The organism is Streptomyces anulatus, from assembly GCF_014650675.1.
In the GTDB taxonomy this organism is placed as follows: domain Bacteria; phylum Actinomycetota; class Actinomycetes; order Streptomycetales; family Streptomycetaceae; genus Streptomyces; species Streptomyces anulatus.
Genome location: NZ_BMVK01000001.1, coordinates 850,082 through 876,660, shown reverse-complemented (window position 1 = coordinate 876,660; position 26,579 = coordinate 850,082). Strand labels below are relative to the sequence as shown.

At 71.4% G+C, this 26,579-nt stretch carries 27 protein-coding genes; 19 read left to right on the top strand and 8 right to left on the bottom strand.

Annotation, left to right across the window (positions count from 1 at the left end; genetic code table 11):
• The first annotated feature begins 34 nt into the window (after positions 1-34).
• From IE272_RS03875 to IE272_RS03865, 3 genes are read left to right on the top strand one after another with little or no spacing between them, the layout of a single operon-like run.
• Positions 35-394: a histidine triad nucleotide-binding protein gene (locus tag IE272_RS03875; protein ID WP_050360087.1), complete on the top strand. Its 360-nt coding sequence runs from the start codon at positions 35-37 to the stop codon at positions 392-394.
• Positions 395-408: 14 nt separating this feature from the next.
• Entirely contained in the window at positions 409-1,320 is a 912-nt protein-coding gene (locus tag IE272_RS03870; RefSeq protein ID WP_190006249.1) for a ribonuclease Z, read from the top strand.
• Between the two features lie 45 nt (positions 1,321-1,365).
• Positions 1,366-2,358, top strand: a complete 993-nt coding sequence (locus IE272_RS03865) for an adenosine deaminase (protein WP_050360129.1) — start codon at positions 1,366-1,368, stop codon at positions 2,356-2,358.
• On the opposite strand, the gene IE272_RS03860 is transcribed toward IE272_RS03865, so the two are convergent.
• Entirely contained in the window at positions 2,322-3,683 is a 1,362-nt protein-coding gene (locus IE272_RS03860) for an MFS transporter (RefSeq protein ID WP_190006248.1), read from the bottom strand. The genes IE272_RS03865 and IE272_RS03860 overlap by 37 nt on opposite strands.
• Before the next feature lie 413 nt (positions 3,684-4,096).
• Between IE272_RS03860 and IE272_RS03855 the strand changes: the two genes are divergently transcribed.
• From IE272_RS03855 to IE272_RS03835, 5 genes are all read left to right on the top strand, one after another.
• Complete coding sequence (locus IE272_RS03855; protein WP_190006247.1) at positions 4,097-5,218, top strand: carbohydrate kinase family protein; 1,122 nt, start codon at positions 4,097-4,099, stop codon at positions 5,216-5,218.
• A 142-nt stretch (positions 5,219-5,360) separates the two neighbouring features.
• Positions 5,361-6,425, top strand: coding sequence for a PhoH family protein (locus tag IE272_RS03850; protein ID WP_073741573.1), 1,065 nt, complete (start codon positions 5,361-5,363; stop codon positions 6,423-6,425).
• A gap of 12 nt (positions 6,426-6,437) precedes the next feature.
• The gene (gene ybeY / locus IE272_RS03845; RefSeq protein ID WP_003969265.1) at positions 6,438-6,935 is read left to right on the top strand and encodes an rRNA maturation RNase YbeY; all 498 of its coding nucleotides are present in this window, start codon (positions 6,438-6,440) and stop codon (positions 6,933-6,935) included.
• Positions 6,932-8,230, top strand: a complete 1,299-nt coding sequence (locus tag IE272_RS03840) for a hemolysin family protein (protein WP_050360082.1) — start codon at positions 6,932-6,934, stop codon at positions 8,228-8,230. Before ybeY ends, IE272_RS03840 begins: the two co-directional genes overlap by 4 nt.
• Positions 8,227-8,580 (top strand): MmcQ/YjbR family DNA-binding protein, encoded by a 354-nt coding sequence (locus IE272_RS03835; RefSeq protein WP_050360081.1) that lies wholly within the window; start codon positions 8,227-8,229, stop codon positions 8,578-8,580. Before IE272_RS03840 ends, IE272_RS03835 begins: the two co-directional genes overlap by 4 nt.
• A gap of 74 nt (positions 8,581-8,654) precedes the next feature.
• Here the strand turns inward: IE272_RS03835 and IE272_RS03830 are convergent, their stop codons facing one another.
• Positions 8,655-10,091 (bottom strand): MFS transporter, encoded by a 1,437-nt coding sequence (locus tag IE272_RS03830; RefSeq protein ID WP_190006246.1) that lies wholly within the window; start codon positions 10,089-10,091, stop codon positions 8,655-8,657.
• Between the two features lie 101 nt (positions 10,092-10,192).
• Here IE272_RS03830 and IE272_RS03825 point away from each other — a divergent pair, with 101 nt between their 5' ends.
• The 5 genes from IE272_RS03825 to era all read left to right on the top strand — a co-directional run bounded on the left by IE272_RS03825 (position 10,193) and on the right by era (position 15,171).
• Positions 10,193-11,086 carry a helix-turn-helix transcriptional regulator gene (locus tag IE272_RS03825; protein WP_007449586.1) on the top strand — a complete coding sequence of 298 codons (894 nt, stop codon included), beginning with the start codon at positions 10,193-10,195 and terminating at the stop codon, positions 11,084-11,086.
• Between the two features lie 76 nt (positions 11,087-11,162).
• On the top strand, positions 11,163-11,516 hold the full coding sequence (locus tag IE272_RS03820; protein WP_050360079.1) for a cytidine deaminase-like protein: 354 nt from the start codon (positions 11,163-11,165) through the stop codon (positions 11,514-11,516).
• A gap of 230 nt (positions 11,517-11,746) precedes the next feature.
• The gene (locus IE272_RS03815) at positions 11,747-13,093 is read left to right on the top strand and encodes a beta-xylosidase (protein ID WP_079045499.1); all 1,347 of its coding nucleotides are present in this window, start codon (positions 11,747-11,749) and stop codon (positions 13,091-13,093) included.
• Positions 13,094-13,191: 98 nt separating this feature from the next.
• Positions 13,192-14,136 carry a WxL protein peptidoglycan domain-containing protein gene (locus tag IE272_RS03810; RefSeq protein WP_190006245.1) on the top strand — a complete coding sequence of 315 codons (945 nt, stop codon included), beginning with the start codon at positions 13,192-13,194 and terminating at the stop codon, positions 14,134-14,136.
• A 60-nt stretch (positions 14,137-14,196) separates the two neighbouring features.
• Complete coding sequence (era, locus tag IE272_RS03805; RefSeq protein ID WP_176739489.1) at positions 14,197-15,171, top strand: GTPase Era; 975 nt, start codon at positions 14,197-14,199, stop codon at positions 15,169-15,171.
• A gap of 25 nt (positions 15,172-15,196) precedes the next feature.
• Here the strand turns inward: era and IE272_RS03800 are convergent, their stop codons facing one another.
• Both IE272_RS03800 and IE272_RS03795 read right to left on the bottom strand, forming a co-directional pair.
• A complete protein-coding gene (locus IE272_RS03800) occupies positions 15,197-15,463 on the bottom strand; it encodes a protealysin inhibitor emfourin (RefSeq protein ID WP_050360077.1) in 267 nt (88 codons plus the stop codon).
• A 59-nt stretch (positions 15,464-15,522) separates the two neighbouring features.
• Entirely contained in the window at positions 15,523-16,599 is a 1,077-nt protein-coding gene (locus tag IE272_RS03795) for a M4 family metallopeptidase (protein WP_073958751.1), read from the bottom strand.
• A 289-nt stretch (positions 16,600-16,888) separates the two neighbouring features.
• Here IE272_RS03795 and leuA point away from each other — a divergent pair, with 289 nt between their 5' ends.
• From leuA to IE272_RS03775, 4 genes are all read left to right on the top strand, one after another.
• Positions 16,889-18,664 (top strand): 2-isopropylmalate synthase, encoded by a 1,776-nt coding sequence (leuA, locus tag IE272_RS03790; protein WP_032791240.1) that lies wholly within the window; start codon positions 16,889-16,891, stop codon positions 18,662-18,664.
• 224 nt (positions 18,665-18,888) lie between these two features.
• Complete coding sequence (locus tag IE272_RS03785; RefSeq protein WP_050360126.1) at positions 18,889-19,593, top strand: TerB family tellurite resistance protein; 705 nt, start codon at positions 18,889-18,891, stop codon at positions 19,591-19,593.
• A 77-nt stretch (positions 19,594-19,670) separates the two neighbouring features.
• A complete protein-coding gene (gene recO, locus IE272_RS03780) occupies positions 19,671-20,417 on the top strand; it encodes a DNA repair protein RecO (RefSeq protein ID WP_026237355.1) in 747 nt (248 codons plus the stop codon).
• 61 nt (positions 20,418-20,478) lie between these two features.
• A complete protein-coding gene (locus IE272_RS03775; RefSeq protein WP_073958752.1) occupies positions 20,479-21,324 on the top strand; it encodes an isoprenyl transferase in 846 nt (281 codons plus the stop codon).
• Between the two features lie 70 nt (positions 21,325-21,394).
• Here IE272_RS03775 and IE272_RS03770 read toward each other — a convergent pair whose 3' ends face one another.
• The 4 genes from IE272_RS03770 to IE272_RS03755 form a co-directional block, all read right to left on the bottom strand.
• Positions 21,395-21,829 carry a Fur family transcriptional regulator gene (locus tag IE272_RS03770; RefSeq protein WP_030585500.1) on the bottom strand — a complete coding sequence of 145 codons (435 nt, stop codon included), beginning with the start codon at positions 21,827-21,829 and terminating at the stop codon, positions 21,395-21,397.
• 104 nt (positions 21,830-21,933) lie between these two features.
• Positions 21,934-22,833, bottom strand: a complete 900-nt coding sequence (locus tag IE272_RS03765; RefSeq protein WP_190006244.1) for a metal ABC transporter permease — start codon at positions 22,831-22,833, stop codon at positions 21,934-21,936.
• The gene (locus tag IE272_RS03760; RefSeq protein WP_190006331.1) at positions 22,833-23,657 is read right to left on the bottom strand and encodes a metal ABC transporter ATP-binding protein; all 825 of its coding nucleotides are present in this window, start codon (positions 23,655-23,657) and stop codon (positions 22,833-22,835) included. The genes IE272_RS03765 and IE272_RS03760 overlap by 1 nt, the downstream gene beginning before the upstream one ends.
• Before the next feature lie 35 nt (positions 23,658-23,692).
• Positions 23,693-24,709, bottom strand: a complete 1,017-nt coding sequence (locus IE272_RS03755; RefSeq protein ID WP_056706838.1) for a metal ABC transporter substrate-binding protein — start codon at positions 24,707-24,709, stop codon at positions 23,693-23,695.
• Positions 24,710-24,885: 176 nt separating this feature from the next.
• Here IE272_RS03755 and IE272_RS03750 point away from each other — a divergent pair, with 176 nt between their 5' ends.
• Entirely contained in the window at positions 24,886-26,268 is a 1,383-nt protein-coding gene (locus IE272_RS03750; RefSeq protein WP_007449563.1) for a glycine--tRNA ligase, read from the top strand.
• Positions 26,269-26,368: 100 nt separating this feature from the next.
• Positions 26,369-26,572 (top strand): hypothetical protein, encoded by a 204-nt coding sequence (locus IE272_RS03745; protein WP_050360071.1) that lies wholly within the window; start codon positions 26,369-26,371, stop codon positions 26,570-26,572.
• Positions 26,573-26,579: the final 7 nt, after the last annotated feature.

Below are 26,579 nucleotides of genomic sequence, written 5' to 3'. Positions count from 1 at the left end.
ACGTTCCGATCACCAGCGACGAGGAGGCCCGGCCATGGCGGGAGAGCCGCAGTCCGACTGCCTGTTCTGCAAGATCGTCTCGGGAGAGATCCCGGCGACCATCGTCCGCGAGAGCGAGACCACCGTCGCCTTCCGCGACATCAACCCGCAGGCCCCGACCCACGTCCTGGTCATCCCGAAGGTCCACTACCCGGACGCGGCCACCCTTGCCGCCGCCGAACCGCTCATCGCCGCGGACGTCCTGCGCGAGGCCGGAGAGGTCGCCGCCGACGAGAAGGTCGACGGCAGCGGCTACCGGATCATCCTCAACACGGGCTCCGGCGCCGGCCAGACCGTCTTCCACGCCCACGCACACGTCCTGGGCGGCCGCGGCCTCCAGTGGCCCCCCGGATAACGGAGTCCCGCGCCATGTCCGTACGCGAGCTGGTGGTGCTCGGCACCGCCAGCCAGGTCCCCACCCGGCACCGCAACCACAACGGCTATCTGCTGCGCTGGGACGGCGAGGGCATCCTCTTCGATCCCGGCGAGGGCACCCAGCGCCAGATGCTCCGGGCCGGGGTCGCCGCGCACGACATCCACCGGATCTGCGTCACCCACTTCCACGGCGACCACTCCCTCGGGCTCGCCGGGGTGATCCAGCGGATCAACCTCGACCAGGTGCCGCACCCGGTGACCGCGCACTACCCGGCGAGCGGGCAGCACTTCTTCGACCGGCTGCGGTACGCCACCGCCTACCGCGAGACCGTCGAGCTGAACCAGGCCTCGGTCGCCGGAGCCGGCGGGGTCCTCGCCACCGCCCCGGCGTACACCCTGGACAGCAGGAAGCTCTCGCACCCCGTCGAGTCGTACGGCTACCGCCTCACCGAGCCCGACACCCGGCGCATGCTGCCCGCCCTGCTGAAGGAGCACGGCATCGCCGGACCGGACGTGGGCCGCCTCCAGCGCGAGGGCGTCCTCGGCGGCGTCACCCTGGAGCAGGTCTCCGAGGAACGGCGCGGGCAGCGGTTCGCGTTCGTCATGGACACCCGGCTCTGCGACGGGGTGTACGCCCTCGCCGAGGGCTGCGACATGCTGGTCATCGAGTCGACCTTCCTCGACGAGGACGAGAAGCTGGCCGCCGACCACGGGCACCTGACCGCCGGACAGGCCGCCCGGGTGGGGAAGGAGTCGGGCGTCCGCCACCTCGTGCTGACCCACTTCTCCCAGCGCTACGGCGACCCGGAGCTCTTCGAGACCCAGGCCCGCGCCGCCGGCTTCGACGGCGAACTCACCGTCGCCCAGGACCTGATCCGGGTCCCGGTCCCCACCCGGCACCACTGAACCGACCCCGCGTTTTCCCATCAGCACCACCGTTTGCGAGACACCGTGCACCTCCCCAAGGCAGAGCTCCACCTCCACATCGAAGGCACCCTCGAACCCGAGCTGGCCTTCGCTCTCGCGGAGCGCAACGAGGTGGCCCTGCCCTACGCCACCGCCGACGAACTGCGCGCCGCCTACCGGTTCGAGGACCTCCAGTCCTTCCTCGACCTGTACTACGCGCTGATGGCCGTCCTGCGCACCGAGGAGGACTTCGCCGAACTCGTCGACGCCTACCTCGCCCGCGCCGCCGCCCAGGGCGTCCGGCACGCCGAGATCTTCTTCGACCCGCAGGCCCACACCGCCCGGGGCGTCCCCATCGGCACCGTCATCGAGGGGATCGGCCGGGCGCTGGAGCGCAGCGAGGAGACCCACGGCGTCTCCACCCAGCTGATCATGTGCTTCCTGCGCGACCTGTCCGCCGAATCCGCCCTCGGCACCCTGGACGCGGCGAAGCCGTATCTGCACCGGATCAGCGCCATCGGCCTGGACTCCGCCGAGGTCGGCCACCCGCCCGCCAAGTTCCGCGAGGTGTACGAGGCGGCCACCGCACTCGGCCTGCGCAAGGTGGCCCACGCGGGCGAGGAGGGCCCGCCGGAGTACATCCGGGAGGCCCTGGACGTCCTCGGCGTCGAGCGCATCGACCACGGACTGCGCTGCCTGGAGGACCCGGAGCTGGTGGAGCGGCTGGTCGCCGACCGGGTGCCGCTCACGCTCTGTCCGCTGTCCAACGTCAGGCTGCGCACGGTCGACACCCTCAAGGACCACCCGCTGCCGCGGATGATGGCCGCCGGACTCCTGTGCACGGTGAACTCCGACGACCCCGCCTACTTCGGCGGGTACGCCGGGGACAACTTCGACGCCGTCCGCGACGCGCTCGCCCTGGACCGGGAGCAACTGCGCACCCTGGCCCGCAACTCTTTCGAGGCGGCCTTCCTCGACCACGACGAGGAGCGCCGGGCGCGCTACCTGTCCGAGGTCGAGGCGTACGCGTTCGACTGACCGGAACCGCCGTCCGGACCGGCCGTCCGGATCGCGCTGCGCACCAGCCGCCCGCGCCGCAGGGCGGGTACCCGCAGCTCCGTGACGGCCTGCTCCGGTGAGCCGAGCTTCGGCACCGCACCGGACAGGCTCCCGGTGGTGGCGGCGAGCAGGGCGGCCGGGGCGCCACCGCGACGGCGCACCGAACCGGGCACCAGCGGACGGCCGCCGGTGTGCAGCGCCACGGCGGTCACCGGGGCGGCGACCAGCAGGGTGGCCGCCCCCAGGACCAGCCCCATCGCCGGATAGCCGGCCTCCTCGGAGAGCACGCTGCCCAGCAGCGGACCGCAGGCCACCCCCACGGAGGAGGCGGAGCCCGCCAGCACCGCCCAGCGGCCGCGCACGTCCAGGGAGGCGGCCAGGCCGATGAGGTAGGAGAGGACCACCGGGTAGACGGTGTTCCACATGATCTCCCCGGTCGCGAACGATCCGAGATCCCGGGCCGAGGAGCTGAGCACGATGCTCGCCGCGATGACCACGGTCCCCAGCCCGATCGGCACCGCCCGGCCGAGCCGCGCCCCGAGCAGCCCGGCGCCCGTCACACCGAGCAGACCCGCGCCGAGCGCGGCGGCGAACACCGCGCCGACGGTGACCTCGGACAGTCCCGCCTGGACCACGCCGATACGGCTGCTCACGCCCCACAGCGCGTTCTGCGCCATGGACCAGACCAGCATGCCGCCCGCCAGGACGAGCCCGGAGCGGCGGTGCGGGAGCCGGCCGACGATGGGCGAGGCGGTCTCCCCGGCCGTCGTCGCCCCGCCGAGCCGGGCGGTCGCGGGCCAGACGAGCAGGGCGACCAGGGCGATCGCGGCGAACGGAAGCCGGTGGCCGCCACCCAGGTGAGGAATCGTCAGGTAGAGGACGCCCGCGGTGGCGGACACGGTGAGCAGCCCGAGCGAGGACGTCCGGTGCGGGTCGCGCCGCGCGGCGATCCCGGCCGCGGCGACCGCTGTCGCCGTGCCGGAGCCGAATCCGCCGACCACGACACCGAGCACCACCAGCGGCACGGACCCGGCGAGCGCGGCCCAGCCGTAGCCGATGGCGGCCAGCACCAGTCCGACGCGGGCGGGGGTGCGTGCCCCGTACCGCTCGACCCGGCCCGCCAGGGAGAATCCGGCGCCGGCCGAGCTGAGGAGCAGGGCGCTGCCGACCAGGCCCGCCTGGGCGGGACTCAGCCCCAGTTGGGCGCTGAGCCGGCCGACGATGGTGGGAAGCAGGTAGGAGGCGAGGTAACCGGCGGTGAACACGGCCACCAGGGGCCACGCGGCACCAGGGCGCGAGGGCATGGGCGTTCCTGAAGACATGCCTGAGCAGGCAGGGGGGGAGGGGGAGGGGTGGAGCGGGGCACAGCGGAGCGAGCGGCGCATGCGAAGGCAGGCGACGGCACGCGGGTACGACGGGGGTTTACAGCGGAATGCTGAGATATGCGGCTCTCGTCGGAGAAGGTCCCCCGAAGGTGCTCGCGGGGCAATTTGTATCAAGCGCTTCCGGCTCCCCGGAAGTCGCCCCGCTGTGATCTGGGCCACTTATGTGTTTATGCAGGCGAACCCCGGGTATTAGCGCATGTTTATGCAGGTCAGGCGTGCTGCGAACACATGGGCGTGGACACTGCGTTCGCCCGGGCGTATCGGGCAGACTGGCCGCATCTCACACGGTCCGGATCCGGCCGAGATCCGCCGCACGACACCGGGAGCGCACGGTGAGCACAGACACTCCGGGCATCGACCCGCTACAGGCGCTGCGCGCCCCCCGGGACCCCGCCTGCGACGTCTTCCTGACGGGCCCGGTCTTCCTCGACATCATCTTCACCGGCCTGGACAGCGCCCCCGTGCGCGGCACCGAGTCCTGGGCCCGGGGGATGGGTTCCAGCCCCGGCGGCGTCGCCAACATGGCCACCGCCCTCGCCCGCCTCGGCCTGCGCACCTCCCTCGCCGCCGCTTTCGGCGACGACCACTACGGGGAGTACTGCTGGGACGCCCTCGAACAGGGCGAGGGCATCGACCTGTCGATGTCGCACACCGTTCCCGGCTGGCACTCCCCGGTCACCGTCTCCATGGCGTACGAGGGCGAGCGCACGATGGTCTCGCACGGCCACGAGGCACCCGCTCCGACCGCAGCCCCCGCCGCAGCCCCCGCCGCAGCCCCCGCCCCGGCCTTCCCGCACTGCCCTCCGCGCGCCCGTGCCGCCATCGCCTCGCTCGCCCCGGGCCGGAGCGAGCCCTGGGTGGCCACCGCCGCCCGCAACGGCGCGCTGATCTTCGCCGACGTCGGCTGGGACGAGACCGGCCGCTGGGACCTGGACGCCCTGCCCGACCTGGCGCACTGCGAGGCGTTCCTGCCCAACGCCGAGGAGGCGATGCGCTACACCCGCACGGACTGCCCGCGCGCCGCCGCACACGCGCTCGCCGAACGCGTCCCGCTCGCCGTGGTCACCCTGGGCGCCGAGGGCGCGTACGCCGTCGACGGCCGCACCGGCGCCGCCGCGGCCGTGCCCGCCATCGAGGTGGAGGCGCTCGACCCCACCGGCGCCGGGGACGTCTTCGTCGCCGGCTTCGTGACCGGCACCCTCGCCGACTGGCCGCTCGCCGACCGGCTCGCCTTCGCCGGGCTCACCGCCGCCCTCTCGGTCCAGGAGTTCGGCGGCTCCCTCTCCGCCCCCGGCTGGGCCGAGGTCGCCGCCTGGTGGCAGCTGATCCGCACCTGCGCGAGCCAGGATCCCGCCGCCCTGGAGCGCTACGCCTTCCTGGACGACCTCCTGCCCACCACGGCCCGCGCCTGGCCGCTGCGGCGCGCGGTGCCCACGATCGGGTTCCGCCAATGAGCGGGCGCGGGCGCGCATCGCACACACGGGCGGTAAAAGCACTCTGCGTTGTCACCGCCAGGTCGTAGGCTTGGTAATCCGGAGGTTGTCGAGCAGCGAGAACCCTGCAACGGGAGGTATGTGCAGGCCCGAGGGCCGGCCCATGACTCAGACACCCACACAGCCGCAGGCGCGTGCCCAGATCAGGATCCCGGCCGCACACCCCATGGTGATGCTCCTGGGATCGGGTGACTCGCTGTTGCGCGTGATCGAAGAGGCTTTCCCGGCGGCCGACATCCATGTCCGGGGCAACGAGATCAGTGCCACGGGCGAGGCCGCCGATGTCGCTCTCATCCAACGCCTGTTCGACGAGATGATGCTCGTGCTCCGCACCGGAGCGCCGATGACGGAGGACGCAGTGGAACGGTCGATCGCCATGCTCAGGGCGGCCGCCGACGGGCTGGGAGACCCTCAGGGTGAGACGCCTGCCGAGGTGCTCACGCAGAACATCCTCTCCAACCGCGGTCGCACCATCCGCCCCAAGACGCTCAACCAGAAGCGGTACGTCGACGCGATCGACCAGCACACGATCGTGTTCGGCATCGGTCCCGCCGGTACGGGCAAGACCTATCTCGCCATGGCCAAGGCCGTCCAGGCGCTCCAGTCCAAGCAGGTCAGCCGGATCATCCTGACCCGGCCCGCGGTCGAGGCGGGGGAGCGGCTCGGTTTCCTGCCGGGCACCCTGTTCGACAAGATCGACCCGTATCTGCGCCCGCTCTACGACGCCCTGCACGACATGCTCGACCCCGACTCGATCCCGCGGCTGATGGCGGCGGGCACGATCGAGGTCGCGCCGCTGGCGTACATGCGTGGTCGCACGCTCAACGACGCGTTCATCATCCTCGACGAGGCGCAGAACACCAGCGCCGAGCAGATGAAGATGTTCCTCACCCGCCTCGGCTTCGACTCCAAGATCGTCATCACCGGTGACGTCACCCAGGTCGACCTGCCGAGCGGAACCAAGAGCGGGCTGCGCCAGGTCCAGGACATCCTGGAGGGCCTGGACGACGTGCACTTCTCCCGGCTCACCTCCCAGGATGTCGTCCGGCACAAGCTCGTCGGCCGTATCGTCGACGCGTACGAGAAGTACGACAGCCGAAACGGTCAGCAGGACGGTCAGGCGGAAGGCCGCGAAGACGGCCGACGCGACCGCCGTAAAGGGAAGTAGTCGCAGCGCACCATGTCGATCGACGTCAACAACGAGTCCGGAACCGAGGTCGACGAGCAGGCGATCCTCGACATCGCCCGCTACGCACTGGCCCGGATGCGGATCCACCCGCTGTCCGAGCTCTCGGTGATCGTGGTGGACACCGACGCCATGGAGCAGCTGCACATCCAGTGGATGGACCTTCCCGGTCCGACCGATGTCATGTCCTTCCCGATGGACGAGCTGCGTCCGCCGGCCAAGGACGACGAGGAGCCCCCGCAGGGGCTCCTCGGTGACATCGTGCTCTGCCCGGAGGTCGCGAAGAAGCAGGGCGAAGAGGCCCCGACGCAGCACTCCATGGACGAGGAGCTCCAGCTCCTGACCGTCCACGGAGTGCTGCACCTGCTGGGGTACGACCACGAGGAGCCGGACGAGAAGGCCGAGATGTTCGGTCTCCAGGCCGCCATCGTGGACGGCTGGCGCGGGGAGCACGGGCTCACCGGCGCGTCCCCCGCCCCCACCGTCTCGTGAGCGCGCCCCTGATCACCGGGGCCGTGCTGCTGGTCGTCGTCGGCTGGCTGGCCGCCTGCGCGGAGGCCGGTATCGCCCGCACCTCCAGCTTCCGGGCGGACGAGGCGGTCAGGTCCGGCCGGCGCGGCAGCGCGAAGCTGGCGCAGATCGCGGCCGACCCGACCCGCTATCTCAACGTCGCCCTGCTGGTGCGGGTCGCCTGCGAGATGTCGGCCGGCGTCCTCGTCACCTATGCCTGCCTCCAGGAACTGCCCGAGACCTGGGAGGCGCTGGCCGTCGCGATGGGCGTGATGGTGCTCGTCAGCTACGTCGCCATCGGCGTCTCCCCGCGCACCATCGGCCGCCAGCACCCGCTGAACACGGCCACGGCGGCGGCGTACGTCCTGCTGCCGCTGGCCAGGATCATGGGGCCGATCCCGCAGCTGCTGATCCTCGTCGGCAACGCGCTGACCCCGGGCAAGGGGTTCCGCAAGGGCCCGTTCGCCAGCGAGGCCGAGCTGCGCGCCATGGTCGACCTCGCCGAGGCGGAGTCGCTCATCGAGGACGACGAGCGCCGCATGGTGCACTCCGTCTTCGAGCTGGGCGACACGCTGGTCCGCGAGGTCATGGTGCCGCGCACCGACCTGGTCTCCATCGAGCGCTACAAGACGATCCGCCAGGCCCTCACCCTCGCCCTGCGCTCCGGCTTCTCCCGGATCCCGGTCACCGGCGAGAACGAGGACGACGTCGTCGGGATCGTCTACCTCAAGGACCTGGTCCGCAAGACGCACATCAACCGCGAGTCCGAGGCCGACCCCGTCTCCACCGCGATGCGCCCCGCCGCCTTCGTCCCCGACACCAAGAACGCCGGGGACCTGCTGCGCGAGATGCAGCAGGACCGCAGCCATGTCGCGGTCGTCATCGACGAGTACGGCGGCACCGCGGGCATCGTCACCATCGAGGACATCCTGGAGGAGATCGTCGGCGAGATCACCGACGAGTACGACCGGGAGCTGCCGCCCGTCCAGGAGCTGGAGAACGGCTGCTACCGGGTCACCGCCCGGCTCGACATCGGGGACCTCGGCGACCTCTTCGGCCTCGACGAGTACGACGACGAGGACGTGGAGACCGTCGGCGGTCTGCTCGCCAAGGCGCTCGGCCGGGTCCCGATCGCCGGTGCGTCCGCGCCCGTCGAGCTGCCCGACGGCCGTAGGCTCCGGCTCACCGCGGAATCCCCCGCGGGCCGCCGGAACAAGATCGTCACGGTGCTCGTGGAGCCGGAGCACCAGGAGACCGAGGAGAAGGAAGCGGAATGACGCCGGAGCGGCTGCGGGCCTTCTGCCTGGAGTTCAACGCGAGCGTGGAGGAGTTCCCGTTCGGCCCGGAGACCTCCGTCTTCAAGGTGCTCGGCAAGATGTTCGCCCTCACCGCCCTGGACGGACAGCCGCTCACCGTCAACCTCAAGTGCGATCCCGACGAGGCGATCCGGCTGCGCGGGACGCACCCCGCGATCGTGCCCGGCTGGCACATGAACAAGCGCCACTGGAACACGGTCACCGTCTCCGGCGTCCCGGACCGGCTGCTGCGCGAGATGGTCGAGGACTCCTACGACCTGGTGGTCGCCGGACTCCCGAAGGCGGAGCGGCTGCGGCTGGACCGCCCGTAGAAGAGCTGCGCCAGAAGAAGTGCGTACGGGAACGGGCCCGCTCCCTCCGCGGGGGCGGGCCCGTTCCCGTACGGTCAGCTCCGCCGCAGCCCCGCCGCCACCGCCGCGCCCGCCGTCAGCAGGATGGCCCCCGCGACCGCGACCACCGTCCGTACGCCGTCGAACAGGGTGTCCTGCGTCGTGGCCAGCACGCCCAGCAGCGGGATGCCGACCGTGAGGCCGACCTGCTGGGTCGTGGTGACCAGACCGGTCGCCAGGCCCTGCTCCTCGTTCGGGACGCCGGACGTCACGATCAGTCCGTACGAGATGATCGCGCCCAGGTGGAACATGCTGGACAGCGACACCGCGGCCGTCGCGAGCAACGCCCCGGTATCCGACCCCAGGCCCAGCAGCGCGCCGATGAACAGCCCCTGCCCGAGCAGCGACAGCGCCAGGGTCCGGCGGGCGCCGATCCGGCCGATCAGCTTCGGGGCGTACATCCCCGCCACCACCGACAGCACGCCCTGCACCCCGAAGACCAGACCGGTGGAGAACGGTGAGAGGTCCAGGACCTCCTGGAGGTACAGGGTCAGGACGAAGACGACGGTGCTCATCATCGAGAAGGTCACCAGACCGCCCAGGTTGCCGAACGCCACCGTCCGCCGCCGCAGCATCGGCAGCGACACCAGCGGGGCCGCCGAGCGGGACTCCACCACGACGAACGCCGAGAGCAGGGCGACGCCGAGGACCAGGGTGACCAGCACGTCCACGCCGCCGAAGCCGCGCTCCGCCGCCGTCGACAGTGCGTAGATCAGCGCCAGCAGACCGCCGGTGACGCTCACCGCGCCCGGTACGTCCAGCCGTTGCCGGTCCGTCGTGCGCGACTCGGCCAGGACCCCGGGGGCCGGCACCAGCACCACGACCGAGGCCACCGCCAGCAGGCCCATCGTGGAGCGCCAGCCCAGCGTCTCGGTCAGCACGCCGCCCGCGACCATGCCCACCGTGAAGCCGAGCGACATCAGCGTGCCGCTGATCCCGAGCGCCCGGTCGCGCAGCGGCCCCTCCGGGAACGTGGTCGTCAGCAGGGACATCCCGGTCGGCACGATGACCGCGGCGCCCAGACCCTGGAGCGCCCGTGCGGCGAGGAAGGAGGCCGGGTCCCAGGCCAGTGTCGCCAGCAGGGACGCGGCCCCGAAGAGGGTGAGCCCGATGAGGAACAGCCTGCGCCGCCCGAACAGATCGGCGATCCTCCCGAAGAGCAGCAGGAAGCCCCCGGACGGCAGCGCGAACGCGGTGACGGCCCACTGGAGGCCCGTGGTGCTCAGCCCGAGGTCCCTGCCGAGCACCGGCAGCGCCACGTTCAGCACGGAGAAGTCCAGGGCCACCATGAACTGGGCGGCGCACAGCACGAAGAGGACCAGCCGGGCCCGGCCGGTGAGCCGGGGCGGGCCGGCCCCGGGGCGCGCGGGGGACAGCGGGGTGACAGGAGGAGCGGGAGAAGCGGCAGAGGTGGAAGGGGATTCGATCGCCATGGCCCCCACCCTGCGTCGGCCGGAATAACCGTGGGGAGCGGGAACTTATCCTGTTGCCCGCACCACCAGGCAGGCGCACGCACGGACAGCAGGGGGAGTACGTGGCCACACCGGCCCAGCAGGCGACGGACGGCACGAAGGCCCACCGCCTCGCCGAACTCCGCGAGTTCCTCAGGAGCCGCCGGGCGCGCATCACCCCGGACGAGGCGGGCCTGCCCGGGGGAGCCCGCCGCCGCACCCCGGGTCTGCGCCGCGAGGAGGTCGCCGTCCTCGCCGGGGTGGGCGTCTCCTGGTACCAGTGGCTGGAGCAGGGCCGCGACATCACCGTCTCCCCGCAGGTGCTGGACTCCGTCGCCCGGGTGCTGCGCCTGAGCAGCGCCGAGCGCCGCCATCTGTACGTGCTGGCCGGGCTGAACGCGCCCCCGCCCGAGGTCGATCCGGCCGACGCCGACATGTGCGAGGGACTGACCCGGCTCATCGACGCCTGGATGCCCTACCCGGCCCACATCATGGACCGCTACTGGAACACCGTCCTGTACAACGACGCGTCCGCCGCGGTCCTCGGAATGCGTCCCGGGATCCGGCAGAACTGCCTGATCGCCTTCTTCACCGACCCGGTCTACCGCTCCCGCACCGCGCCGAGCTGGGACGCGCTGGCCCCCCGGGTGGTGGCCCAGTTCCGGGCGGCCTGCTCGGACTCCCCGGACGACGACGGATTCCGGGCCGTGATCGAGGAGGCGAAGGCGGCCAGCCGCCTCTTCTCCGAGCTGTGGGAGCGGCGCGACATCGCGCCCGCCGGCCAGAACCGCAAAGAGGTGGAGCACCCGCTCGTCGGCCGCCTGGTCCTGGAATCCACCCAGCTGCGGGTGCCCGCCCGGCCGGACCTGGCGATCGTGCTCCACACCCCGCTGCCCGGCACCGGCTGCGAGGCCAGGCTCCAGTGGCTCGCCTCGCCCGAGGGACGGCGCGGCTCGATGTACCCGGTGCCGGGGTGAGCTGTCCGGGACGGCCGGACGCTTCCGGTGCCGGGGTGACCTGCGAGGGTCCTCGCCCGCTTCGTATGCTCGTGCCATGACCGACATCACGGAGCTCGACGCCGAGGACCGCAAGATCGTCACGCTGGCGCGCAGCGCCCGTGCCCGCAACGGGGTGCCCGAGGGCGCGGCCGTACGCGACGAGACGGGACGCACGTATGTCGCGGGCACGGTGGCGCTGGAGTCGCTGAAGCTCAGCGCCCTGCAGACCGCCGTCGCCATGGCGGTGGCCAGCGGCGCGACCTCGCTGGAGGCGGCCGCGGTCGTCTCCGCCGCCGGGACGCCCTCGGACGACGACCGGGCCGCGGTGCGGGACCTCGGCGGACCGGACACCCCGGTGCTGCTCGCGGGCCCGGACGGCACGCTGCGGGTCCGCGTCACGGCGGGCTGAACCGGCCGTGCGACGGCGGGCCGGTCCGGTGTGCGACGGCGGGGCGAGCGGGGCCGTGCGACGGCCCGCCCGGGCGGAGGACTCACCGCAGGCCGATCTTGACACCATCTGATGGGCCATCAGTCACCGCATTTCGTCTGCATTGACTTCTTTTTCGCCCGGGTCATCAATGGCCCCCTGCCGGTACGGAAGAGCCGCCGTACCGCTTTCCGCAGGAGGGCACCGAATTCATGCGACCGACCATGCGAAGATCCACCGAACCGCGGCGCCGCTGGGCCGCCGCCCTGGGCATCACCGCACTCGTCGTCACCGGGGGAGGGCTGCTCGGGGGTCCGGCGCAGGCCGCCGCGACGGCCTCCGTCGCGGTGGACTTCCCCACCCACTGCATCCCGCCGCCCATCGCGGGCATCCCGCCCATCGACGGCACCACGACCGCGCAGATCACCGTCGACGACGCGACCCCGCAGGTCGGCGACACCGTCGCCGTGACCTACACCGTGGTCGTGCCCGCCGCCAGCAACCCGGTCGACCTGGCCCTGCCCGCCGACATCATGACGCCGACCGGGAAGGTCACCCTCGGCGGCGCGCAGAGCGGCGACGTCACCGTCGCGGGGCCGAAGAAGAATCCTCCGGTCCCCGGCAAGGGCGCCTTCCCGTCGTTCTCCATGACGGGCACGTTCACCGTCACCGCACCCGGCGCGATCACCCTGTCGCCCGGCGACTACAACATCCACACCAGCTACATCATGGAGCTGGACACCCCCTGCACGGTGACGGGCCCGCCCGCCCCCGTGTCGGAGACCGTCGTCGCCACCGGCGGCGGCCAGGTCAACGAACGCGCCGTCCAGCTCTCGGCCGCCTCCGGGCAGGCGGGCGACGAGGTCACCGTCACCGGCACGAAGTTCACCCCGGGCGCGGGCATCACCGTGGCGGGCCGCGACGGCGACGCGCAGACCGGTGACACCACCACGGCCACCGCCGACGGATCCGGGGCCTTCACCGCCAAGCTCGCCGTCAGCGACCCGGACACCACCGGCATCGTCGCCTACGAGGGCGGCGCCTGGGACGCCGAGAAGGGCGCGGGCCCCCTGGCGTACACCGTCACCGGGGGCGGTGAGATCCCCGACGGCAGCCAGCAGCTCACCACGACCGTCCGGGCGGGCACGCTGTCCATGACCCAGGCCGGCGACAGCGTCCAGCTGTCCGGGGTCGACTTCGGCCGGGGCGGCGCCTCCACCGGCGACCTGCGGACGGTGACCGTCGAGGACTTCCGCGGCGGCCCCGCCGGCTGGTCCCTCACCGGCAAGGTCACCGACTTCAAGGGTCCGGGCGGGGCGCGGATCAGCGCCGACGCCCTCGGCTGGACCCCGTCCTGCGCCACGAAGCCCGGCAGCCCGAGCACCTGCGCGGCGGGCAGCGCCGGAGCGGTCGGCAGCGCCGGCGCCACCCTGGCGTCGACGCCCGACGGGGCGGCCACCGGAGGGGAGTTCACCGTCGACGCGGGGCTCTCCCTGGACGTCCCGGCCTTCACCGGGGCCGGTTCCTACGCGGGAGTGCTGACCCTCACGCTCACCTGAGGCGCGGCCCGCACCCGAGGCCTCGGCCTCACCACCGTGGGCCGGGCGCGCACCCGGCCGGCCCACTCCACCCGGACGCGACCTGGGGGTCCCGTACCGTGCGCAAGCTCCCCGTACTCCTCCTGACCGCCGCCCTGCTGCTCCTCGGCACGCCCGCCGCCCACCCGGCCGACAACGGCAGCTGGTCCGTCCGGCCGGCCACCGGCCCGTCCGGCGAACGCCCCTCCCTCTACCTCTTCGCCGCCCCGGGCACCACGCTCACCGACCGGGTCACCGTCACCAACAAGACCGCGAAGCCGCTGACCCTGCGGCTGTACGCGGCCGACGCCTACAACACCCCGCGCGACGGCGGCTTCGCGGTCCGCGACCTGAACGAGAAGCAGCGCTCCATCGGCGCCTGGGCCCGCACCGACCGGGACACCGTCACCGTGGGCCCCAGGGCCTCGGTCACCGTGCCCCTCACCATCGAGGTCCCGGAGAACGCCGAGCCGGGCGACCACCCCGGCGCCCTGATCGCCCTGGACGAACGCGTCGAGGCCACCCGCCACGGCTCCCTGGCCGTAGGCGTCCGCAGAGCCGTCGGCGCCCGGATCCACCTGCGGGTGAACGGGCCCACCGTCCCCGCGCTCTCCGTCGAGGACATCCGGATCGAGCGGCACCGCCCGCTGGTCCCGGGCACCGGCGCGAGCCGCGCCGTCATCTCGTACACCCTGCACAACCGGGGGAACGTCACCCTCGCCCCCGCCGTCGCCCTGCGCGCCGAGGGCCTCTTCGGCCGGACCCTGCTGAAGCGCGGTCTGACGAAGCTGCCCGCCGAGCTGCTGCCCCGCCAGCAGGTCCGGCTGACCGAGACCTGGGAGGGCGCACCGCAGCTGGACCGGGCCGAGGTCGAACTCACCGCCACCGCGAAGGGCACCCGGGAGTCGGCGGCCGTCGCGTTCCTGGCCGTGCCGTGGCTCCTGGCCGGAGTGCTCGCCGTGCTCATCGCCGCCGGAACGGCCCTGTGGGCACGGGCCCGCCGACGCCGTACGCGTACGGCCTGAGGCGCCCGTGACGAGCCTCGCCCGGCCCACTGTGCGGCAGCGCCGCCGGGATCGGGGAGAATGGTCGCCATGAGCGCTCGACCGAACCAAGAATCCGCTGCCGCGCAAGCGGAGACCACCTCCCCCCACCGGGCCGGCTTCGCCTGCTTCGTGGGCCGCCCCAACGCGGGCAAGTCCACCCTCACGAACGCTCTCGTCGGTCAGAAGGTGGCGATCACCTCCAACCGCCCCCAGACCACCCGGCACACGGTGCGCGGCATCGTGCACCGTGACGACGCGCAGCTGATCCTGGTCGACACCCCCGGCCTCCACAAGCCGCGCACGCTCCTGGGCGAGCGGCTCAACGACGTCGTGCGGACCACCTGGGCCGAGGTCGACGTCATCGGCTTCTGCCTGCCCGCCGACCAGAAGCTCGGCCCCGGCGACAAGTACATCGTCAAGGAGCTCGCGGGGATCAAGAAGACCCCCAAGATCGCCATCATCACCAAGACCGACCTGGTCGAGTCGAAGGCGCTGGCCGAACAGCTCCTCGCCGTCTCCGCGCTGGCCGACGAACTCGGCTTCGAGTGGGCCGAGATCATCCCGGTCTCGGCGGTCAAGGACCAGCAGGTGGGCCTGCTCGCCGACCTCATCGCCCCGCTGCTCCCCGTGAGCCCGCCGCTCTACCCGGAGGGCGACCTCACCGACGAGCCGGAGATGGTCATGGTCGCGGAGCTGATCCGCGAGGCGGCGCTGGAGGGCGTACGCGACGAGCTGCCGCACTCCATCGCGGTCGTCGTCGAGGAGATGCTGCCGCGCACGGACCGTCCGGCGGACAAGCCGCTGCTCGACATCCACGCCAACGTCTACATCGAGCGCCCCAGCCAGAAGGGCATCATCATCGGCCCGAAGGGCCAGCGGCTGAAGGACGTCGGCACCAAGTCCCGCAAGCACATCGAGGCCCTGCTCGGCACGCCGGTCTTCCTGGACCTGCACGTGAAGGTCGCCAAGGACTGGCAGCGCGACCCGAAGCAGCTGCGGAAGCTCGGGTTCTAGACCCGTCCGGCAGAAGGTGCCGATCTCACGCGCCCTCCTTGAGGACGCGTGAGATCAGCGTGCGCTGCGCCCCGGTCAGATCGGGGTCAGCGCAGTACACGGTGCGGTCCCCGACGGTGATCGCGTACCGGAAGCCGTCCGGTACGCCCGTCGGCGGGGTGTCCCGCGCGGAGCGGAGCGCCTCCTCGGCGAGGGCCTGCCACTCCGCGGCGTCCGCCCTTCCCCCGGTGTCGACCTCATGGCGGCGGGCGATGCCGGCGAAGCCGCCGGTCCTGCTGACCTGGATACGCATGGGGTCCTGTCTATCGGGGGCCGCGCGGGCGCTCAACCCTGACTCCTCGGCGGGTCGGGTCACGCCTTGGTCGGTACGCCCACCTCCGACCAGGCCTTGAGGACCGCCTCCCGCTCGTCGGCCGCGCCGAAGCGGTCGCCCGCCGCCGCGACCGTCAGCCGGGCGAACTGCGCGAAGTCCGCGTTCGCCGTCAGCTCGCCGCCGGTCAGCACGTCGAACCAGATCTGCCCCGCACGCTCCCAGGAGTTGCCGCCCAGCGCGGTGGCCAGGAGGTGGAACGCGCGGTTGGGGATACCGGAGTTGAGGTGGACCCCGCCGTTGTCCTCCTCCGTCTCGATGTAGTCCGCCATGGACCCCGGCTGCGGGTCCTTGCCGAGGACGTCGTCGTCGTACGCCGTGCCCGGGGCCTTCATCGAGCGCAGCGCGTCCCCGCTGACCCGGGGCGCCAGCAGCCCGGCCCCGATCAGCCAGTCGGCCTGCTCCGCGCTCTGGCCCAGCGAGTACTGCTTCACCAGCGAGCCGAAGACGTCGGACACCGACTCGTTGAGCGCGCCCGACTGGCCCTCGTAGCGCAGGTTGGCGGTGTGCTGCGTCAGGCCGTGGGCCAGCTCGTGGGCGATCACGTCGACCGCGACGGTGAAGTCGAGGAAGATCTCGCCGTCGCCGTCCCCGAAGACCATCTGCTCGCCGTCGAAGAACGCGTTGTTGTACTCCTCGCCGTAGTGCACGGAGCCGATCAGGGGCAGCCCCTTGCCGTCGATCGAGCTGCGCCCGTACGCCGAGAGCAGCAGCTCGAAGGTGGCGCCGAGACCGGCGTACGCGCGGTTGACGCTGGCGTCCGAGGTGGGCTTGTCACCCTCGTCGCGGACCTTGCGGCCGGGCAGGGTGGTGCCGTTCCCGCAGTCGTACAGCGTGCGGTGGGGCTTGGTGGGGACCGCGCCCACGCCGGGGGTGGTCGGGACGGCGGCGAGGGCCGTCGCCCGGCGGCGGTCGCGGCGGAGGCCGTCGGCGGCCAGGGTGCGGCGGGCCGGATCCGCGAGCCGGGCGTCGGCGGACCGGGACAGGTGGTCGAGAACGTGGGGCGGAACGATGGTGCAGAAGACGGGGTGGAGATCGCCGTCGGTTCGAAGGTGCATGCAACGACTGTGGCACTCCGTCACGGCGCTGTCACTGGTTGCGACGATGATTGACGAAATGGAGTGATGAGTCACTGTTTACCCGTCATCGATGCCCGGTCCCGCATACTGATACGGACCGACACCACGGGCCACACTCGGTTACGCTCGTCGCATCATGCGTTTCGGGCTGCTTCTCCTTAGCTGCCGCGGCGAGGGCCTGTAGTCGTAGGCCGACCCCCTCCCCGCGGAGTCTGGTGCTGCAGCGACACAGTCGGCCGATCCCCGCTGGACCGAGGAGCCCTACGCCATGACCACCGTGAATCCCGCCGGTAATTCTGTCGGCCGCCCCACCCCGATCACCAACGCGACGCAGCTCCAGAAGCCGTCCGGGATGCCGGTCCACAAGTACCGCGGCTACGAGGCCGTGGACATCGCCGACCGCACCTGGCCCGACAACCGGATCACCGTCGCGCCCCGCTGGCTGTCCACCGATCTGCGCGACGGCAACCAGGCGCTGATCGACCCGATGTCCCCGGCCCGCAAGCGCGAGATGTTCGATCTGCTGGTCGCGATGGGCTACAAGGAGATCGAGGTCGGCTTCCCGTCCTCCGGCGAGACCGACTTCAACTTCGTCCGCTCCATCATCGAAGAGGGCGCGATCCCCGAGGACGTGACGATCTCCGTCCTGACGCAGGCCCGCGAGGAGCTGATCGAGCGCACCGTGGAGTCGCTGGTCGGCGCGCGCCGGGCCACCGTCCACCTGTACAACGCCACCGCCCCGACCTTCCGCCGCGTCGTCTTCCGCGGCTCGCGCGACGAGGTCAAGCAGATCGCGGTGGACGGCACCCGGCTGGTCATGGAGTACGCCGAGAAGATCCTGGGCCCGGAGACGGTCTTCGGCTACCAGTACAGCCCGGAGATCTTCACCGACACCGAGCTGGACTTCGCCCTGGAGGTCTGCGAGGCCGTCTGCGACGTCTGGCAGCCGGAGGAGGGCCGCGAGATCATCCTCAACCTGCCCGCCACCGTGGAGCGTTCGACGCCCTCCACCCACGCGGACCGCTTCGAGTGGATGTCCCGCAACCTGACCCGCCGCGAGCACGTCTGCCTGTCGGTCCACCCGCACAACGACCGGGGCACCGCCGTCGCCGCCGCCGAGCTGGCCATCATGGCCGGCGCCGACCGCATCGAGGGCTGCCTGTTCGGCCAGGGCGAGCGCACCGGCAACGTCGACCTGGTCACCCTGGGCATGAACCTCTTCTCCCAGGGTGTCGACCCGCAGATCGACTTCTCGCAGATCGACGAGATCCGTCGCACCAGCGAGTACTGCAACCAGATGGAGATCCACCCGCGCCACCCCTACGCGGGCGATCTGGTCTACACCGCCTTCTCCGGCTCCCACCAGGACGCCATCAAGAAGGGCTTCGACGCGATGGAGCGGGACGCGGCGGCCCAGGGGAAGACCGTCGACGACATCGAGTGGGCCGTGCCGTACCTGCCGATCGACCCGAAGGACGTCGGCCGCTCGTACGAGGCCGTCATCCGGGTCAACTCGCAGTCCGGCAAGGGCGGTATCGCCTACGTCCTGAAGAACGACCACAAGCTGGACCTGCCGCGCCGGATGCAGATCGAGTTCTCCCGGATCATTCAGGCCAAGACCGATGCCGAGGGCGGCGAGGTCACCCCGGCCCAGATCTGGACCACCTTCCAGGACGAGTACCTGCCGAACGCCGAGAACGCCTGGGGGCGTGTCCAGCTCCGCTCCGGCCAGACCACGACCGACACCGACGGCCGGGACACCCTGACCGTCGAGGCCACCGTCGACGGCGCGGACACCGTGCTGAGCGGCACGGGCAACGGCCCGATCTCCGCGTTCTTCGAAGCGCTGCAGGCCATCGGCATCGACGCCCGGCTGCTGGACTACACCGAGCACACGATGAGCGAGGGCGCCAGCGCCCAGGCGGCCTCGTACATCGAGTGCGCGATCGACGGCAAGGTCCTGTGGGGCATCGGCATCGACGCCAACACCACCCGCGCCTCGCTCAAGGCGGTCGTCTCCGCGGTCAACCGCGCGGCCCGCTGACCCGTCCGGCCCCTCCCGGGCCTTCGTGCCCCCCTCCTCGTACAGACGTCCGGTTCGACCCCGTACGACGGCATTGACGGACCCCGACCGCCCGCTCCGGGTGGTCGGGGTTCGGCCATATCCGAGGGTTGTGACGTCCCAGAGGCTGACGTCACATCACGCGTGTGGCTAACATCACGTCCAACACACGGCAATGTTGCCGGAGCGTTACGGAGGTGTGCGACGTGCAGTCAGCCAAAGGACAACGCGCTCTGAGGCCGGTCCTCTGCGGCGTTCGCACCATCTGGGACGCCGTCGGCGACGGCGCCTTCTTCTGCCCCGGCTGCGGGGGAGACCGCAACTACCGCCGGCTCACCGGCCGCCGCCGTCTCACCGTCCTCGGCGTCCCGCTGGTCCGCCGGGGCGAGACCGAGCCCGTCGTCGAGTGCGCCGCCTGCCTCACCCACTACGCCCCCGAGGCGCTGGACCACCCCACCACGACCCGGTTCTCGGCGATGCTCCGCGAGGCCGTCCACACCGTCACCCTGGCCGTCCTCGCCGCCGGGGGCACCACCTCCCGCACCGTCCTGGAGGCCGCCGTCGCCACCGTGCGCGACGCCGGGCTCGACGACTGCACCCAGGAGCAGCTGTTCACCGTCGTCGAGGTGCTGGCCGCCGACACCGGCCGGGGCTCCGGTTCCGACCCGGCCGCCGAGGCCTGCGGCCCGACCCTCGCCATCGAGCTGCACGAGGTGCTGGCCCCGCTCGCCCCGCACCTGGCCACCGCCGGCCGCGAGTCCGTCCTCCTCCAGGGCGCCAGGATCGCGCTGGCCGACGGACCCTACTGCGCCGCCGAGCGCCAGGTCCTGACCACGGTCGGCAGCGCCCTCCAGCTGCCCGCCGACGACACCGCCCGCCTGCTGGCGGCAGCCGCCCGCACGCCCTCGTAACGCCGCCCGCCCGTCCCCGTACGTCCGTAACCGCCCGCGGCCCCCGCCAGGGGCCCCGGGTGGGCGACAATGGGCCCATGAGCTTGTTCCGGGACGACGGCATCGTGCTGCGTACGCAGAAACTGGGCGAGGCCGACCGGATCATCACGATCCTGACCCGCGGCCACGGCCGGGTGCGGGCCGTCGCCCGCGGGGTGCGCCGCACCAAATCCAAGTTCGGCGCCCGCCTGGAGCCCTTCTCCCACGTCGACGTGCAGTTCTTCGCGCGCGGCAGCGAGCTGGTCGGCCGAGGGCTGCCGCTCTGCACCCAGAGCGAGACGATCGCCCCCTACGGCGGCGGGATCGTCGCCGACTACGCCCGCTACACGGCGGGCACCGCGATGCTGGAGACCGCCGAGCGGTTCACCGACCACGAGGGCGAACCGGCCGTCCAGCAGTATCTGCTGCTCGTCGGCGGCCTGCGCACCCTCGCCCGGGGCGAGCACGCCCCCCACCTGATCCTGGACGCGTTCCTGCTGCGCTCGCTCGCGGTCAACGGGTACGCGCCCAGCTTCGAGGACTGCGCCAAGTGCGGAATGCCCGGTCCGAACCGGTTCTTCTCCGTCGCGGCGGGGGGCGTCATATGCGGTGACTGCCGGGTCCCCGGCAGCGTCGTACCCTCGGCACAGGCCCTGGCCCTGCTGAGCGCGCTGCTCAGCGGCGACTGGGCGACGGCGGACGCGTGCGAGGCGCGTCATGTCAGGGAGGGGAGCGGACTGGTGTCCGCCTATCTGCACTGGCATCTGGAGCGCGGACTGCGCTCGCTGCGGTACGTCGAGAAGTGACGCGGTGCGTCGAGAAGTGACGCGGTACGTAGAGAAGTGACACAGGGAGACTGAGAAGCTCATGGCAGTACGCGGGATCCTCGGCGGCCGTAACCGGCGCACGTACAAGACCCCCGAGCCGCACCCCACGGGCGCGACGCCTCCGAAGATCCCCGGCGAGCTGGTGCCCCAGCACGTCGCCGTCGTGATGGACGGCAACGGCCGCTGGGCCAAGGAGCGGGGTCTGCCCCGCACCGAGGGCCACAAGGTCGGTGAGGGCGTCGTCATGGACGTTCTCAAGGGCTGTATCGAGATGGGCGTGAAGAACCTCTCGCTGTACGCCTTCTCCACGGAGAACTGGAAGCGCTCCCCGGACGAGGTGAAGTTCCTGATGAACTTCAACCGCGACGTGATCCGCCGCCGCCGCGACGAGATGGACGAGCTCGGCATCCGCATCCGCTGGGTGGGCCGCATGCCCAAGCTGTGGAAGTCCGTCGTCCAGGAGCTCCAGGTCGCCCAGGAGCAGACCAAGGACAACGACAGGATGACGCTGTACTTCTGCGTCAACTACGGCGGCCGTGCCGAGATCGCGGACGCCGCGCAGCGCATCGCCCAGGACGTGGCGGCCGGGAAGCTCGACCCGTCCAAGGTCAACGAGAAGACCTTCGCGAAGTACACCTACTACCCGGACATGCCGGACGTGGACCTCTTCGTGCGCCCCAGCGGCGAGCAGCGCACCTCGAACTACCTGATCTGGCAGAGCGCGTACGCCGAGATGGTCTTCCAGGACGTTCTCTGGCCGGATTTCGACCGTCGGGACCTGTGGCGGGCCTGTCTGGAGTACGCCCAGCGCGACCGCCGCTTCGGCGGGGCGGAGGCGGTGGAGGCGGCGAAGGCGGCCGAAGCCGCCGAGGCCGCGAAGAAGTGACGCGAAAAGTGACGTGAAAGAGGCGGGCCCGGGACGTGTACAACGTCCCGGGCCCGCCTCTTCTCGTCCGTTACGCCTTGCTCGCGGCGCACTCCGCGCACGTGCCGAAGATCTCGACGGTGTGCGCGACGTTCACATAGCCGTGCTGGGCGGCGATCATCTCGGCCCACTGCTCGACGGCCGGTCCCTCGACCTCCACCGCCTTGCCGCAGAGCCGGCACACCAGGTGGTGGTGATGATCACCGGTCGAGCACCGCCGGTAGACGGCCTCGCCCTCGGTGGTGCGCAGGACGTCGACCTCACCCGCGTCGGCGAGGGACTGCAGGGTCCGGTAGACCGTCGTCAGGCCCACGGAGTCGCCGCGGTGCTTGAGGACGTCGTGCAGCTCCTGGGCGCTGCGGAACTCGTCGACCTCGTCGAGCGCCGCCGCCACCGCCGCCCGCTGCCGGGTGGACCGGCCGCGCACCGGCGCTGCGTTCGTGCCACTGATCGGCGCCGTGGCCACAGCTGCCTCCTCGTGTCGCCCGTACATGTGTCGGGCCATTGTGCCAGCCCGGCCGGGCGCCGCCGGCGAACACGTACGGTGCGACCCGGTCACACGCACTGCTGTCACACCCGTACGTCGTCCCGCTCCCGGCGGGCCCCCGGTACCTCAAGGGTGCGCTCGGCCCCCTTCGTCTCGCTCGCCCGTGCCCGGCGTCTCGCGAGCGGAGCGGCGAGCGCGGTCAGCGCCACGAACACCGCGATGGCCAGCAGCACGATCGTCGCGCCGGGCGGAACGTCCTGGTAGTACGAGGTCACGGTGCCGGTGAGGGTCACGGCCGTGCCGATCACGACGGCCAGCACGAAGGTGACCTTGAAAGACTTGGTGATCTGCTGCGCCGCCGCCACGGGCACCACCATCAGCGCGCTGACCAGCAGCAGGCCGACGACCCGCATCGCGACGGTCACGGTCACGGCGGCGGTCACCGCGATCAGCAGGTTCAGCACCCGCACCGGCAGCCCGGACACCCGGGCGAACTCCTCGTCCTGGCTGACCGCGAACAACTGGCGCCGCAGCCCCACCGTGACCAGCACCACGAAGGCGGCCAGGACGCAGATCGCGATGACGTCCGACTCGGAGACCGTGGCCAGCGAGCCGAAGAGGTACGAGGTCAGGTTGGCGTTGGAGCCCGTGTCGGACAGGTTGATCAGCATGACGCCGCCCGCCATGCCGCCGTAGAACAGCATCGCCAGGGCGAGGTCGCCGCGGGTGTGTCCGTACCAGCGGATCAGCTCCATCACGACCGCGCCGGCCACCGCGACGGCGGTGGCCATCCAGACCGGGCTGGTGGAGAGCAGGAAGCCGAGGCCGACACCGGTCATCGCGATGTGCCCGATGCCGTCGCCCATCAGGGCCTGCCGCCGCTGCACCAGGTAGATGCCGATGGCGGGCGCGGTGATGCCGACCAGCACGGCCGCGATGAGCGCCCGCTGCATGAAGGGAGGGTTCAGGAATTCCAGCATCATCAGGTAAGCAGTCCCGTCCGGACGGGCTCGGCGGCCGCGTGGGGGTGTACATGGTCGTGGCCGGGCAGAGCGTGCTGGCCGAGCGCCTCGGGCGGCGGCCCGTCGTGCGTCACGCAGCCGTCGCGCAGAACGACGGCCCGGTCGATCAGGGGCTCCAGCGGGCCCAGCTCGTGCAGCACCAGCAGCACGGAGGTGCCCAGCGCCACCTGCTCGCGCAGGGTCGAGGCGAGGATCTCCTGGCTGGCCAGGTCGACCCCGGCCATCGGCTCGTCCATGATCAGCAGCTCCGGCTCGGAGGCCAGGGCACGGGCGATGAGGACCCGCTGGTGCTGGCCCCCGGACAGCGCGCTCACGGAGTCCTTGGCGCGGTCGGCGAGGCCCACCAGCGCGATGGCCCGGTCCACGGCCGCCCGGTCCGCCTTCCCGGGCCACCGCAGCCCCGTACGGGACAGCCGGCCGGAGGCGACGACCTCGCGGATCGTGGCGGGCACACCGCCCGCGGCCGTGGTGCGCTGCGGGACGTACCCGATCCGGCCCCACCGGCGGAAGCGGCGCAGCTCGGTGCCGAACAGCTCGACGGTGCCGCCGGTCAGCGGGACCTGCCCGATGACGGACCGTACGGCGGTGGACTTGCCGGAACCGTTGGCGCCCAGCAGCGCGACGACCTCGCCGCGGTGCACGGTCAGGTCCACCCCGCGCAGCACGGGGCGTGCGCCGAGGGTGGCCGTGGCGCCGCGCAGGGCGATGACGGGCTCGTGGGTGGTGGCCACGGGCTCGTGGGTGGTGGCCACGGGCTCGTGGGTGGTGCTCTCACGCTCCGGCATGAGCGCCTCCGATCCGGGGATGCGGGTGGTACGGGTCACTTCGCGCCGAGTGCCTTCTGCAGCGCGGCGAGGTTGGACTCCATGACCTCGATGTAGTCAGCGCCCTGGGACTTCTTCGTGATTCCCTCCAGCGGGTCCAGGACGCCGGTCTTCAGCCCGGTGTCCTTCGCGAGGGTCTTCGCGGTCCTGTCGCTGGCGAGCGTCTCGAAGAAGACCGTGGTGGCCTTCTCCTTCTCCGCGATGGTGTGGATCTCCTGGATCCGGGCGGGGCTCGGCTCGGCCTCGGGGTCGATGCCCGCGATGCCCTGCTGGGTGAGCCCGTAGCGCTCGGCGAGGTAGCCGAAGGCGGAGTGCGTGGTGATGAACGTCTTGGTGGAGGTGTTCTTCAGCCCGGTCTCGTACGCCGTGTTCAGCTCGCCCAGCTCGGCGACGAGGGCGTCGGTGTTCTTCTTGTAGTCGGCGGCGTGGTCGGGGTCGGCCTTCTCCAGCGACTTGCCGACCCCCTTGGCGACCTCGGCGTACTTCACCGGGTCCAGCCAGATGTGCGGGTCGGCGCCGCCCTCCTCGCCGTGGTTGTGGCCGTCGCCCTCGGAGTGCTCCTCGTGGGCCTCTTCCTCGTGGCCGTGCTCTTCCTCGCCCTCGTGCCCGTGGTCGTGGCCGCTGACCTCGGAGCCGTGGTTCTCCAGCGTGGTGAGGGTCGCGGCGTCGACGGTGTTCTTCACACCGGACTGCTTGATGGCATCGTCCACGGCGGGCTGGATGCCCTTGAGGTACAGCACGTAGTCGGACTCGCTGATGGAGCCGATCTGGCGGGGGGTGAGCTCCAGGTCGTGCGGCTCGACGCCCGGCTTGGTGAGGCTGGTGACCGCGACGTGCTCGCCGCCGATCCTCTCGGTCAGGAACTGCATCGGGTAGAACGACGCCGTCACCTTCAGCTTGTCGCCGTTGCCCCCGTCCGCTGCGTCGGAGGTGGAGCAGGCCGAGAGAGCGGTCAGACCGAGGACGACTGCTCCGGCGACGGCGGTGGTGGGTATGAGGCGGCGTACGTTCATGACACTCATTTTCAACTAAAGTGGAAACGATTGTCAACAAGGCAGATGAGATGCCCGGAAGGTCACATAGGGACGCCGGGAAGATCCTTCACGTGCCACCGATTTGATCCCAGGGGTGCGCCCGCCGGTAATCTGGGGCATTCGCCGTTCGTCACCGTCGTAATGAAGAGAGCACCGTGGCCGCCGACAAGATCGACACCATCGTCAGCCTGAGCAAGCGCCGTGGCTTCGTCTACCCCTGCAGTGAGATCTACGGTGGCCAGCGCGCCGCCTGGGACTACGGGCCGCTGGGCGTCGAGATGAAGGAGAACCTGAAGCGTCAGTGGTGGCGCTACATGGTCACCGCGCGCGAGGACGTGGTCGGTCTCGACTCGTCGGTCATCCTGGCCTCGGACGTCTGGGTCGCCTCCGGCCACGTCGCCACCTTCTCGGACCCGCTCACCGAGTGCACCTCCTGTCACAAGCGCTACCGCGCCGACCACCTGGAGGAGGCGTACGAGGAGAAGCACGGCAAGCCGCCGGTCAACGGCCTCGCCGACCTCAACTGCCCCAACTGCGGCAACAAGGGCACCTTCACCGAGCCCAAGCAGTTCTCGGGTCTGCTCTCCACCCACCTCGGCCCGACCCAGGACTCCGGCTCGGTCGCCTACCTGCGTCCCGAGACCGCCCAGGGCATCTTCACCAACTTCGGCCAGGTGCAGCAGACTTCGCGCAAGAAGCCGCCGTTCGGCATCGCGCAGATGGGCAAGTCCTTCCGGAACGAGATCACTCCGGGCAACTTCATCTTCCGGACCCGCGAGTTCGAGCAGATGGAGATGGAGTTCTTCGTCAAGCCGGGCGAGGACGAGGAGTGGCAGCAGTACTGGATGGACCAGCGCTGGAACTGGTACACGGACCTCGGCATGCGCGAGGAGAACATGCGCTGGTTCGAGCACCCGAAGGAGAAGCTCTCCCACTACTCCAAGCGCACCGCCGACATCGAGTACCGCTTCCGCTTCGGCGGCAGCGAGTGGGGCGAGCTGGAGGGCGTGGCCAACCGCACCGACTACGACCTCAAGGCGCACTCCGAGGCGTCGGGCACCGACCTGTCGTACTTCGACCAGGAGGCCGGCGAGCGCTGGACGCCGTACGTCATCGAGCCCGCGGCCGGTGTCGGCCGCGCGATGCTGGCGTTCCTCCTGGACGCCTACGTCGAGGACGAGGCGCCCAACGCCAAGGGCGTCATGGAGAAGCGCACCGTGATGCGCCTCGACCCGCGCCTGGCGCCGGTCAAGGTCGCGGTGCTGCCCCTCTCCCGCAACCCGCAGCTCTCGCCGAAGGCCAAGGGCCTGGCGACCGATCTGCGCAAGAACTGGAACATCGAGTTCGACGACGCCGGCGCCATCGGCCGCCGCTACCGCCGTCAGGACGAGATCGGCACCCCGTTCTGCGTCACCGTCGACTTCGACACCCTCGACGACAACGCGGTGACCGTGCGCGAGCGCGACACCATGAAGCAGGAGCGCGTCTCCCTGGACCAGATCCAGGCGTACCTCGGCTCGCGTCTGCTCGGCTGCTGACACCCGCACACGTGCGTGAGGCCCCCGGTTCCGGGTACGGAACCGGGGGCTTCGTCGTACGGTCCACCGGAGCCCCCGCCGCCGTTCCGGGAGGTACGCGATGTCGTCGATCACCACCAGCAAGGTCAGCAGATGGGACCAGCACGGCCGTGAACACGTCGTGCTGGTACGGAAGTCGGGCGGGACGCGCCAGCTGTCCTGCTCCACCTGCGAGTGGCGGCGCCCGGCGCAGTTCCTGCCCTGGCTGAAGGCTGAGGAGCACCTGGCCGAGGCCCATCGGGCGACGGTCGACCCGACGGCCTGAAAACCTG

Coding starts and splice junctions, on each gene's coding strand:
- IE272_RS03850 (WP_073741573.1), top strand. CDS start 5,361: ATGACTCAGACACCCACACAGCCGCAGGCGCGTGCCCAGATCAGGATC.
- era (WP_176739489.1), top strand. CDS start 14,197: ATGGTCGCCATGAGCGCTCGACCGAACCAAGAATCCGCTGCCGCGCAA.
- recO (WP_026237355.1), top strand. CDS start 19,671: ATGAGCTTGTTCCGGGACGACGGCATCGTGCTGCGTACGCAGAAACTG.
- IE272_RS03815 (WP_079045499.1), top strand. CDS start 11,747: ATGCGACCGACCATGCGAAGATCCACCGAACCGCGGCGCCGCTGGGCC.
- IE272_RS03820 (WP_050360079.1), top strand. CDS start 11,163: ATGACCGACATCACGGAGCTCGACGCCGAGGACCGCAAGATCGTCACG.
- IE272_RS03760 (WP_190006331.1), bottom strand. CDS start 23,657: ATGCCGGAGCGTGAGAGCACCACCCACGAGCCCGTGGCCACCACCCAC.
- IE272_RS03800 (WP_050360077.1), bottom strand. CDS start 15,463: ATGCGTATCCAGGTCAGCAGGACCGGCGGCTTCGCCGGCATCGCCCGC.
- IE272_RS03870 (WP_190006249.1), top strand. CDS start 409: ATGTCCGTACGCGAGCTGGTGGTGCTCGGCACCGCCAGCCAGGTCCCC.
- IE272_RS03795 (WP_073958751.1), bottom strand. CDS start 16,599: ATGCACCTTCGAACCGACGGCGATCTCCACCCCGTCTTCTGCACCATC.
- IE272_RS03755 (WP_056706838.1), bottom strand. CDS start 24,709: ATGAACGTACGCCGCCTCATACCCACCACCGCCGTCGCCGGAGCAGTC.
- IE272_RS03765 (WP_190006244.1), bottom strand. CDS start 22,833: ATGATGCTGGAATTCCTGAACCCTCCCTTCATGCAGCGGGCGCTCATC.
- IE272_RS03875 (WP_050360087.1), top strand. CDS start 35: ATGGCGGGAGAGCCGCAGTCCGACTGCCTGTTCTGCAAGATCGTCTCG.
- IE272_RS03860 (WP_190006248.1), bottom strand. CDS start 3,683: ATGCCCTCGCGCCCTGGTGCCGCGTGGCCCCTGGTGGCCGTGTTCACC.
- IE272_RS03835 (WP_050360081.1), top strand. CDS start 8,227: ATGACGCCGGAGCGGCTGCGGGCCTTCTGCCTGGAGTTCAACGCGAGC.
- ybeY (WP_003969265.1), top strand. CDS start 6,438: ATGTCGATCGACGTCAACAACGAGTCCGGAACCGAGGTCGACGAGCAG.
- IE272_RS03775 (WP_073958752.1), top strand. CDS start 20,479: ATGGCAGTACGCGGGATCCTCGGCGGCCGTAACCGGCGCACGTACAAG.
- IE272_RS03745 (WP_050360071.1), top strand. CDS start 26,369: ATGTCGTCGATCACCACCAGCAAGGTCAGCAGATGGGACCAGCACGGC.
- leuA (WP_032791240.1), top strand. CDS start 16,889: ATGACCACCGTGAATCCCGCCGGTAATTCTGTCGGCCGCCCCACCCCG.
- IE272_RS03830 (WP_190006246.1), bottom strand. CDS start 10,091: ATGGCGATCGAATCCCCTTCCACCTCTGCCGCTTCTCCCGCTCCTCCT.